At 61.3% G+C, this 9,616-nt stretch carries 10 protein-coding genes; 2 read left to right on the top strand and 8 right to left on the bottom strand.

Annotated features, from left to right (window positions below; translation table 11 throughout):
* Positions 1-260 precede the first annotated feature (260 nt).
* Genes BGO64_RS10990 through BGO64_RS10965 form a run of 6 tightly spaced genes read right to left on the bottom strand, consistent with a single transcriptional unit; the run spans position 261 to position 5,091 of the window.
* Positions 261-1,439 carry a tetratricopeptide repeat protein gene (locus tag BGO64_RS10990; protein WP_226043565.1) on the bottom strand — a complete coding sequence of 393 codons (1,179 nt, stop codon included), beginning with the start codon at positions 1,437-1,439 and terminating at the stop codon, positions 261-263.
* A gap of 2 nt (positions 1,440-1,441) precedes the next feature.
* On the bottom strand, positions 1,442-2,104 hold the full coding sequence (locus BGO64_RS10985) for an energy transducer TonB (protein ID WP_124244475.1): 663 nt from the start codon (positions 2,102-2,104) through the stop codon (positions 1,442-1,444).
* Positions 2,101-2,502, bottom strand: coding sequence for an ExbD/TolR family protein (locus BGO64_RS10980; protein ID WP_286700660.1), 402 nt, complete (start codon positions 2,500-2,502; stop codon positions 2,101-2,103). The genes BGO64_RS10985 and BGO64_RS10980 overlap by 4 nt, the downstream gene beginning before the upstream one ends.
* Positions 2,499-3,029: a MotA/TolQ/ExbB proton channel family protein gene (locus tag BGO64_RS10975; RefSeq protein WP_010672233.1), complete on the bottom strand. Its 531-nt coding sequence runs from the start codon at positions 3,027-3,029 to the stop codon at positions 2,499-2,501. Before BGO64_RS10975 ends, BGO64_RS10980 begins: the two co-directional genes overlap by 4 nt.
* Positions 3,026-4,333 (bottom strand): MotA/TolQ/ExbB proton channel family protein, encoded by a 1,308-nt coding sequence (locus BGO64_RS10970; protein WP_275873062.1) that lies wholly within the window; start codon positions 4,331-4,333, stop codon positions 3,026-3,028. Before BGO64_RS10970 ends, BGO64_RS10975 begins: the two co-directional genes overlap by 4 nt.
* Positions 4,330-5,091, bottom strand: a complete 762-nt coding sequence (locus BGO64_RS10965) for a DUF3450 domain-containing protein (RefSeq protein WP_257710178.1) — start codon at positions 5,089-5,091, stop codon at positions 4,330-4,332. The genes BGO64_RS10970 and BGO64_RS10965 overlap by 4 nt, the downstream gene beginning before the upstream one ends.
* A gap of 211 nt (positions 5,092-5,302) precedes the next feature.
* On the opposite strand from BGO64_RS10965, the gene BGO64_RS10960 reads away from it, so the two are divergent.
* On the top strand, positions 5,303-6,079 hold the full coding sequence (locus BGO64_RS10960) for a LuxR family transcriptional regulator (protein WP_010672236.1): 777 nt from the start codon (positions 5,303-5,305) through the stop codon (positions 6,077-6,079).
* Positions 6,080-6,139: 60 nt separating this feature from the next.
* Here BGO64_RS10960 and glmS read toward each other — a convergent pair whose 3' ends face one another.
* Both glmS and BGO64_RS10950 read right to left on the bottom strand, forming a co-directional pair.
* Positions 6,140-7,972 carry a glutamine--fructose-6-phosphate transaminase (isomerizing) gene (gene glmS / locus BGO64_RS10955; RefSeq protein ID WP_124244473.1) on the bottom strand — a complete coding sequence of 611 codons (1,833 nt, stop codon included), beginning with the start codon at positions 7,970-7,972 and terminating at the stop codon, positions 6,140-6,142.
* Positions 7,973-8,027: 55 nt separating this feature from the next.
* Complete coding sequence (locus BGO64_RS10950; RefSeq protein ID WP_010672253.1) at positions 8,028-8,801, bottom strand: DeoR/GlpR family DNA-binding transcription regulator; 774 nt, start codon at positions 8,799-8,801, stop codon at positions 8,028-8,030.
* Between the two features lie 122 nt (positions 8,802-8,923).
* On the opposite strand from BGO64_RS10950, the gene blrA reads away from it, so the two are divergent.
* On the top strand, positions 8,924-9,598 hold the full coding sequence (gene blrA, locus BGO64_RS10945) for a beta-lactam response regulator transcription factor BlrA (protein WP_010672254.1): 675 nt from the start codon (positions 8,924-8,926) through the stop codon (positions 9,596-9,598).
* Positions 9,599-9,616: the final 18 nt, after the last annotated feature.

The following is a 9,616-nucleotide window of genomic DNA, read 5'->3' as shown; positions in this document are numbered from 1 at the left end:
AAATTGTTAAAGAGCGTCACGCTTATCGCGTTGAGGAGGCGCATCTTACGCCCCTCACTTCGAAAGTCAAGCGGTTGTTTTCGCTTTTCTTTCGGCGCCCACTTCGCTAGGAAGCTGGCTCATCAGATTGGCGTGTTCTGCCGTGCTGGTAGGGGCGCATTATAGGGAGCCGCGCCGCGATGACAAGGGCTTTTTGTAAAAATGCGCTCGTTTGCTGAAAAAGCAGGCTAAACCCCATGAAATGAGAGTTTACCCCAGTTTCATGCCGATTTTTTGTTCATACCGTCAGTCTGGGCCTGAATGTAGTTGACCCAGCTGGTCGCCCTGTCTTGCCAGTTGTTCTGCTGTTGCAGCTCGCGAGCCAACACCAGCGCCTGAGCATATTGTTCTTTATTGAGGTGTGCCTGCACCAGCAGGGCCTTGGCTCTGTTGCCCTGCTCTCCCTTCACTGACTTGATGGCCGCGAGCTGGGTCATGGCGGCATCCGTCTTGCCCTGTTGCAGCAGCAGTTCGGCGGCACGCATGGCGGCCTTGGGGTGAGCATGTTCCCGGGCAAGCAGTTGCCAGCTGTCCACAGCCTTCGGCCACTCACGTGCCCCTTCCCACAACTGGGCCAGCAATTGGCGATTCTCTGCGCTCTGCTTCATCTGTCCCTTGGCCATGGCAGACTCCAGCAGACGCGCACCGCGATAGGGCAGCCCCTGCCAGGCATACAGGCGGATCAGCTGGTTGCGGGCGGCGGCATCATCCATCAGTTGACGGTCGATGGCGGTTTGCAGCAGTGCAAGCGCTCGATCACCACGCTTGGCGGAGAGATTGAGCGACACCGCCTGCTGCCACCACTTGCTCTCTTTCGGCTCGCGGCGGATCAACTCTTCGGCCTGATCCGCAGCCACGCCGTAACGCTGCAATGCAGTGAGGGCGGAGAGGCGGATGATGGCTGCCTGCTTCTGCCAGCTTTTCTTCAACAGTTGTTCACTCTGGCTGGCTGCCTCGCCGTACTGCTTGTTGTGGTAATAGAGGCCAGCCAAGCGCAGACGCAAGGCATCGTCAGCCTTGATGGCCAATGCGGCCTTGTAGCTGGCGATGGCGCCGGACCAGTTGGATTGCTGGGCCTGGATATCCCCGCGCAGACGCAACAACTGAAGTCGTTGCTGCTCTGGCCACTCTTTATAGGCAAGAGCCTGCTCCACGTAGCGACTCGCCTGTGCGGTCTGCTGCAGGTTGGCGGCCAGAGACGCCTGTAACTGAGCCAGCCAGGCGTGCTCAGCCTCGGAACCGGGTTTGAGCACAGCCGCCTTGCTCTGGGCCTGTTGCCACTGGCCGGATTGATAGAGCTTCATCACGGGCTCCAGCTGGCGGGAGAAATGAGGGCTCACCTCCATCGCCAGACAGGCTTGGCTGACCAGGGCCAGCAGACAGATCCAGATCCGCAACATGGTTATGACTCCAATTTGAATTTGAGCGTGATGACTTGCACCAGCTTGTCGGTGGCGCCCGGCCTAGGCTGATAGCGCCACTTGTTGATCGCCTGAATGGCCGCTCGCTCGAACTGGCGCTTCGGCTTGGCCTCGACCACCTCCACATCCTGTACCCGGCCGTCGGCATCGACGCTGAAACGCAAGGTCACGGACCCCTCGATGCCGGCCTGCTGGGCCCGGTAGGGATAAACAGGCTCAACCCGTTGCAGTGGCATCAAGAGGTCGCTGGCACCGATTCCAGCGCCCTGCTGCTGACCATGGAAATTGCCGCTCGCGACCGGAGTGGGACTGGTCGCCACGCCAGGGGCAAAGACCTGTACCGCACTCAGGGTCGAGACCAGATCCAGGCTCGGCTGTACCGAAGGCAACGGGGCCGCCGCCGGCATGGGCAGCGGTGTCGAAGCCAGCGCGGCAGGCGGCTCCGGCAAGGGTTCCGGCTCCTGGGGTACCGGCCGCTCACGCACCTGTACCTCGGTCACCTCGTTCTGCATGTTGATGACGATGGATTTCTGCTCTGTGGTCGCCTTCTCCCCTCCGGGCGGCTCCACCAGGGTGGCCATGAACAACAGGATGCCCAGACTGAGGGCGATCCCCAGTCCCAGGCTCATCAACTTGTGTTTCATTTCGGTGCCACCGCCACGGCGATGTTGGCGATGCCTGCCGCCTTGGCTTCATCCATCACCCGCACCACCTTGCCGTGGGGTACCCGTTCATCGGCCTGGATCACCAGGCTTGCCTCGGGCTGCTCCGCCAATAGTCGGGCGAGGGTGGCCTGCACCCGCTCCACATCCACCTGTTTGCGGTCGAGGAAGACCTGCCCCTGAGCGCCGATCGCCAGCATGATGCTGGACGATTTCTGCGCCTTGGCCTGGCTGGCCTGGGGTCTGTGTACCTCAAGCCCGGCTTCGCGCACGAAGGAGGTGGTCACGATGAAGAAGATCAGCATGATGAAGACGATATCCAGCATGGGGGTCATGTCGATCTGCACTTCATCGCGCTGGCGTTTGGATTGCCGTCTCATTGCATTACCTTCTCTTCTCGCAGGCCGTCCCGGGTCTTGGCCAGCGCACGCTTGGCCTGACTCTCGAGCCGGCTCAGTAACAACACGCCGGAGAGGGCCACCACCATGCCTGCCATGGTGGGGATGGTGGCGCGGGAGATCCCGCCCGCCATGCTCTCCGGATTAAAGCGGTTGGCCGCAGCCAGCGCATCGAATACGCCTATCATGCCGGTCACTGTACCCAGCAACCCCAGCATGGGGCAGAGCACCACCAGGGTGCGGATGAAGATCAGATGACGGTTGAGCGCCAGCTCCACTTCTGCCAGCCAGCGCCCGCGAATCGCGCGAGCGTGCCAGCTGTGACGCTCGCGACGCGCCTGCCAGCGGCCCAGCAGCTCACGCTGCAACGGTGCAAACCCCAGGTTGAGGTAGAGCAGCCGCTCGATCATCAGAATCCACATCAGCACCAGCAAGGCCAGAATGACCCAGAGCACCGGGCCGCCACGGCCCATGAAGCTCTGCAACTGCTGCCAGATGTCGAGCATCATGCTACCCGCTCCACCCTGTCACCATTGCTTTCGGCCCGCTCGGCCAGGATCCCGGCCACCTGCTGTTCCAGCACGTTGGAGAGCTCGGTGAAACGGGACTGCAACAGGCTGTGGGCCAGGATCAGCGGAATGGCCGCTACCAGACCCTGCACCGTGGTGACCAGGGCCATGGAGATACCGCCCGCCATGATCTTGGGATCGCCGGTACCGAACTGGGTGATGGCCTGGAAGGTGCCGATCATACCGGTCACTGTCCCGAGCAGACCCAGCATGGGGGCGATGGCCGCGATCACCTTAACCATGCCGATGCCGCGCTCCAGGCGAGGGGTCTCCTGCAGGATCGCCTCATCCAGACGCAGTTCGAGGGTCTCCATGCTCAGTTCTGGATGCTTGTCAGCCACCGTCAGCACCCGGCCGAGGGCGTTGTCGGCATGATATTCACCGCTCTTGAGCTGGCGACGAACCCGACCCAGTTCGCGAGAGAGGCTCCACAGCCGTACTCCAGCGATCCCCAGGCCGATGGCTGCCAGCAGCACGATGATGGCGCCGACCTGGCCGCCCTGCTGGACTTGCTGCCAGAAGGTGGGCGCCTGGGCCAGCATATCGAGCAGAACACCGTGGGAGGGATCCAGCGGCAACGCTTCTCCCTCCTGACCCTGATAAGCGGCCACAGCGGAAAGCACGCTGCCTGGCAGGCCCAGCACCGGACTCAGGCCTTCGGCCTCCGGTTGCAAGAAACCCGCATCGCCCAGCAGGGCGAAGCTGCCGATCCGGGTCAACGTCTGCTCGCTGGCAACGCCCTGGGCATCGAGCACCTTGCCGTTGAACTGGGCAACCCGGCCCGATTCGCGGATCTCCTGCAGCAAGGTGGCTGGCAGCAGGGCAAGGGCGGCGCGATCAGGCACCTGTTTATCCTGTGCCATGGTTTTCAGCGGGGCGAGACGATCAGGATACTGGCCCTCGACGGCGGATTCGCTCAGCAACTTGACCGCATCGCTGGCGCCCTGACGGGTGACCGCAAAGATGTCGTTCATGTCGCCGGAGGCTTGCTCCCACTGGGTATTGAGCTCCACCAGCTGCTTTTCATTGGCCGCGAACTGACTGGCCAGCTCCTTGCTCAGGCGCTGGGCCTCGGCCAGCTTGGCACGGGCACTGCTCAGCTCCCTGGAGACAGATGCCAGATCCTGCTGAGCCTTCTGCTCACGGGCCTGTTCCTGCTGCTGCCAGGCTTCCTCGGCCACGGCGGCTGTGGTGCCCAGAGAGAGCGCGAGGGCAAGGGGTAACCACTTCATGGTGACGCTCATGACTGGGCCTCCTGACCACGGCTGACGGAAAGGGGGACATTCAACAACTGGGGAACCTTCTTGTCGGCAGCCATTTCCAACGCCTCGGCGATGGGGGAGATCCACTGGCCGTCGAGGGCTTGCCACTGCTTGTGCTCGGCAGACCAGCGCCACGCCTGGGAGCGATCGGCGGTCATCGCCAGCAGGGAGACCCGGCCCAGTGCCAGCACGTCGACCCGGCGCGGTGCGCCATCCAGCACCAGCTCGGCGGAATAATGGTCCAGCCTGCTGCCGTATTCGGCTTCAATCTGATAGGCCTGCAATAGCTGGCGGAACTTCTCCGCCTCGCTCACATCGGCTCTGGCCAGCGTCGCTTTCAAGGCAGCAACCCGCGCCAGACGATCCTCCCTGCGCAGCGGGATGTCATCCTGTACCAGCTGTTCCAGATCGGCTTGCATCTGCAGCATCAGGGGGACAAGCCCCTGTCTGGTCTCCTGTACCGCCTCCAACTGCTGGTTCAGCTTGCCCAGCTCGTTTTGCTGATCGGCCACCAGAGACTGCATGTAGCGGTTGTAGGCTTCCAGATCCCGCAGTTGCAGTTGGGCATTTTGCAGCTCAATCCTGGCGGCGACGGCTCCATCGGCGGCTTTCTCCACACGCAGCTGGGAGGCTTTCCCGTCGGCGATACTGTTCTTCAATGCTGGCGCAACCACTTCGTCGGCGGACACGACGCAATGAACGGCCATGGGTAACAAGGCCAGACCCCAAAACTTGTTCATGATATAAATCTTAACAATGATAACTATTCTCATTGTCTCAAAGAGTAGGGTCACTGGCAATCAGATGATTTTCTTGGCCTCTGGCCGAAAAAACAGGATACTTTTTAGACAAGTACGGGAATAACTGGCGTTGGTAGTCGCAACACCATTTTAAATAACTAAAAAATGTCTTTTCGATCAGCAAGATAAGTGATCGAAAAAGGAGACTTACATGTTTAACGATGCGATCTGGGAACACATAGATCGGTTCACCAAGGCGAAGAAGACCAGCGAGATCCAGCAACAACTGGAGCGCTTCAGTCATCAGATGGGGTTTGATTACTTCCGTTTGCTGATTATTTTCCCCATCAGTATGCAGAAATCCCATGTGGCCTTGTTCAACAACTGCCCCACCAGCTGGTTTGATGCCTATTCGGAACGGCACTACCTGACCCAGGATCCGGTCGTCTTCCTGGGACTGAAGCAGACCCAGCCCATCTTCTGGAACAAGCTCGATTGCGATGCCCCCTGGTTGCCCAGCGCCAGCAGGGAGGTGATGAACCTCGCCGCCGACTTCGGGGTGAGGAACGGCGTCTCCTTCCCGCTGCACACACCTCAGGGGGAACACGGCATCCTCTCTTTCATCAGCAAGGAGAAGTCCAATTCCGATCTGATGTTTGAAAACGTTCCCCTGCTGTCATTCTGTGCCAGCTACATCTTCAACTCGGCCCTGACCCTCATCAAGGCCAGACCAGACCTGATGAAATACCTGGCCGAGCTGTCGGATCGGGAGAAGGAGTGCCTGTTCTGGGCCAGCGAGGGCAAGACCTCCTGGGAGATCGCCACCATCCTCGGCATCAGCGAGCGGACCGTGAACTTCCACCTCAATCAGGTCACCAACAAGACGGACTCGCGCAACCGCAACCAGGCGATCGCCAAGAGCATCTCCAGCGGCATCATTGTGCCTTCCCTGGACGACGTGACCATCACCAACCTGCGGCTGTCATAGCCTGTTTTGCCAAAACAAAAAGAGCCGCAGTGCGGCTCTTTTTTCATTTCCGGCGACGGCTTATTCCACAGTCACGGATTTGGCCAGGTTGCGCGGCTGATCCACGTCGGTGCCCTTGATGAGGGCGACGTGGTAGGAGAGCAGCTGCAACGGCACGGTATAGACGATCGGCGCGATCATCTCTTCCACGTGGTTCAGGCTCATCACCCGCATGGTCTCGTCGCTCTTGAAACCGGCGTCCGCATCGGCGAACACATAGAGGATACCGCCACGGGCACGCACCTCTTCCACGTTGGACTTGAGCTTCTCCAGCAGATCGTTGTTCGGCGCCACGACGATGATGGGCATCTCGGCATCGATCAGCGCCAGCGGGCCATGCTTCAACTCACCGGCGGCATAGGCCTCGGCGTGGATGTAGGAGATCTCCTTGAGTTTGAGCGCCCCTTCCATGGCGATGGGGTACTGGCTGCCACGACCGAGGAACAGGCTGTGGTGCTTGTCGGCAAACTCTTCGGCCAGAGTCTCGATCTGCTTGGCCAGGGCCAAGCTCTCCTTGATACGCACAGGCAGGGCTTGCAGCGCCTTGACCAGTTCGGCCTCGGCGGCGGCGCTCAGGTTGCCACGGCAGTGACCGACGGAGGCCACCAGCATCAGCAGACCGGCCAGCTGGGTGGTGAACGCCTTGGTGGACGCCACCCCGATCTCGGCACCAGCCCGGGTCATGAAGGCCAGGTCGGATTCGCGCACCAGGGAGGAGCCCGGTACGTTGCAGATGGCCAGGGAGCTCATGTAACCAGATTCCTTGGCCAGACGCAGGGCTGCCAGGGTATCGGCGGTTTCTCCGCTCTGGGACAGGGTCACCAGCAGGCTGTTGGGGCGTACCACCGACTTGCGGTAGCGGAATTCGGAGGCGATCTCCACGTCGCAGGAGACGCCGGCGATCTCTTCAAACCAGTAGCGGGCCACCATGCCGGAGTTGTAGGAGGTGCCGCAGGCGACGATCTGGACGTGCTCGACCTTGTCGAAAATGGCGCGGGCGCCGTTGCCGAAGGACTCGACCACCACGTGATCACTGCCCAGGCGGCCTTCCAGGGTGTTGGTGATGGCCTTGGGCTGCTCGTAGATCTCCTTGAGCATGTAGTGTCGGTATTCGCCCTTGTCACCGGCATCGTGGGAGAGCTCGGACTCCAGCTCCTCGCGCATCACGGCCTCGCCGTGGGTATCGAAGATGTGCACGTCGCGGCGGGTCACTTCGGCCACATCGCCCTCTTCCAGGAAGATGAAGCGGCGGGTCACCGGCAGCAGGGCCATCTGGTCGGAAGCGATGAAGTTCTCGCCGATGCCGCGGCCGATCACCAGGGGGGAGCCGGAGCGGGCCACCACCACGCGGCTGTCGTCACGGCTGTCCATCACCACGGTGCCGTAGGCGCCGCGCAGCTGCTTCACCGCGACCTGCATGGCCGCCAGCAGGCTGGGGGCGGATTTCAGCTCGTGGTGCACCAGGTGGGCAATCACTTCGGTGTCGGTGTCGGAGCTGAACACATAGCCCAGCGCCTTCAACTCTTCCCGCAGCTCTTCGTGGTTCTCGATGATGCCGTTGTGCACCACTACGATATGCTCGGAGACATGGGGGTGAGCATTGCGCTCGGACGGCTCGCCATGGGTAGCCCAGCGGGTGTGGGCAATGCCGGTACCACCGTGGACGGACTGCTCTTCCAGTGCCTTGGCCAGTTCGGCCACTTTGCCGAGGCGACGCACCCGCTGCAGCGGCTGGTTGGCGCTGAACACGGCGACACCGGCCGAATCGTAGCCACGGTATTCCAGACGGCGCAGGCCCTCTACCAGGATTTCAGCCACATCACGTTGGGCGACGGCCCCGACGATGCCACACATAGACTTCTCCTTGAAACGTAAGACGTTAATTCGGTTGGATAATGGTTTGTTCAAATCACACGGCCACGGGAGCGCAAATCAACGTGATCCCCCTGGCCTGAATCTGTTCTCTGGCCGCATTGCTCAGCCCCTCGTCGGTCACCAGGGTATGGATGCCGGACCAGGGCAGCTCGAGATTGGGGATCTTTCGGCCGATCTTTTCCGACTCCACCATGACGATGACCTCCCGTGACACTTCGGCCATGACCCGGGAGAGGCCCACCAGCTCGTTGAAGGTGGTGGTGCCCCGCTCCGGGTCGATGCCGTCGGCGCCGATGAAGAGCTGGTCGAAGTCATAGGAGCGCAGCACCTGCTCCGCCACCTGCCCCTGGAAGGATTCGGAATGGGGATCCCAGGTCCCGCCAGTCATCAGCAGGGTGGGCTCGTTTTCCAGCTCGCGCAGGGCGCCGGCCACATTGAGGGAGTTGGTCATGACGATGAGGCCGCGCTTGTTGCCCAGCATGGGGATCATGGCGCTGGTGGTGCTGCCGCTGTCGATGATGACGCGGTTGTGATCGCGGATCCGCTCGGCGGCGGCGCGGGCAATGGCCAGCTTTCGATTCGAAACTTGTTCCGGGTTGCTGTCCACCACCATCTCGCTGGGGAGGGGAACGGCACCGCCGTAGCGACGCAGCAACAGGCCACCGGTCTCCAGTACCGCCAGATCTTTGCGGATGGTCACCTCGGAAGTGGCGAAGTGTTTGGCCAGGGCATCGACGCTGACTTCCCCCTGCTCCTGCACCAGACTCACTATGGTGTGACGGCGCTGCTGTGTGTTGCGTTTGGTCATTTATAAGTTTCGATTCGAAAGAATGGCGAAATATTAATGCCTTTTCGGGAAAAATCAAACGGCAAATAGGATCCGATTTGGTTCGATGCCAGAATGAGGAGCCGATTTGCGACGAGGACGCCATGCAAAAACGACTCATCTGGCTGGTGGAAGATGAAGCCAGCATTGCCGATACCCTGATCTATGCCCTGCAGACCGATGGTTTCGAGGTGGAGTGGTTCCCCCTCGGTCAGCCGTTGCTGGCGCGACTGGAACAGACGCGACCGGATTTTTTGATCCTGGATGTGGGGCTGCCGGACATCAGCGGTTTCGAACTGTGCAAGCGGGTGCGGGCACTGACCGATATTCCCCTGATGTTTCTCACCGCTCGCAGCGAGGAGATAGACAGGCTGATCGGGCTGGAGATAGGGGCAGACGACTACGTGGCCAAACCCTTCTCGCCCCGTGAGGTGTGCGCCCGGGTGCGGGTCATCCTGCGCCGCAGTCAGCCCGCCCCCTCCCAGCCGATACAGCCACTCGCCCTGGACGAGGAGCGGGCACGAATCTGCTTCCTGGGCCAGCCCCTGACGCTCACCCGCTATGAGTACCTGCTGCTCAAGACCCTGATGCTGGCGCCGGGTCGGGTCTACTCCCGCCAGCAGCTGATGGATCTGGTGTGGCAGGATGCGGAAGAGAGTCTGGATCGCACCGTCGATACCCACATCAAGACTCTGCGGGCCAAGCTGCGGGAGCGGGACCCTGACGCCAACCTGATCCTGACCCACCGCGGGCTGGGCTACAGTCTGGAGCTGGCATGAACTCGGGGTGGCCGGGCA

This window comes from Aeromonas sp. 62-46 (genome assembly GCF_001898585.1).
Classification (GTDB): domain Bacteria; phylum Pseudomonadota; class Gammaproteobacteria; order Enterobacterales; family Aeromonadaceae; genus Aeromonas; species Aeromonas caviae.
This window is presented reverse-complemented; position numbering and strand designations above follow the sequence as displayed.

Excerpts from the sequence above, each read along its gene's own strand:
- BGO64_RS10980 (WP_286700660.1), bottom strand. The coding sequence starts at position 2,502 with ATGAGACGGCAATCCAAACGCCAGCGCGATGAAGTGCAGATCGACATG.
- BGO64_RS10985 (WP_124244475.1), bottom strand. The coding sequence starts at position 2,104 with ATGAAACACAAGTTGATGAGCCTGGGACTGGGGATCGCCCTCAGTCTG.
- BGO64_RS10965 (WP_257710178.1), bottom strand. The coding sequence starts at position 5,091 with ATGAACAAGTTTTGGGGTCTGGCCTTGTTACCCATGGCCGTTCATTGC.
- BGO64_RS10950 (WP_010672253.1), bottom strand. The coding sequence starts at position 8,801 with ATGACCAAACGCAACACACAGCAGCGCCGTCACACCATAGTGAGTCTG.
- BGO64_RS10975 (WP_010672233.1), bottom strand. The coding sequence starts at position 3,029 with ATGATGCTCGACATCTGGCAGCAGTTGCAGAGCTTCATGGGCCGTGGC.
- blrA (WP_010672254.1), top strand. The coding sequence starts at position 8,924 with ATGCAAAAACGACTCATCTGGCTGGTGGAAGATGAAGCCAGCATTGCC.
- BGO64_RS10960 (WP_010672236.1), top strand. The coding sequence starts at position 5,303 with ATGTTTAACGATGCGATCTGGGAACACATAGATCGGTTCACCAAGGCG.
- BGO64_RS10990 (WP_226043565.1), bottom strand. The coding sequence starts at position 1,439 with ATGTTGCGGATCTGGATCTGTCTGCTGGCCCTGGTCAGCCAAGCCTGT.
- glmS (WP_124244473.1), bottom strand. The coding sequence starts at position 7,972 with ATGTGTGGCATCGTCGGGGCCGTCGCCCAACGTGATGTGGCTGAAATC.
- BGO64_RS10970 (WP_275873062.1), bottom strand. The coding sequence starts at position 4,333 with ATGAGCGTCACCATGAAGTGGTTACCCCTTGCCCTCGCGCTCTCTCTG.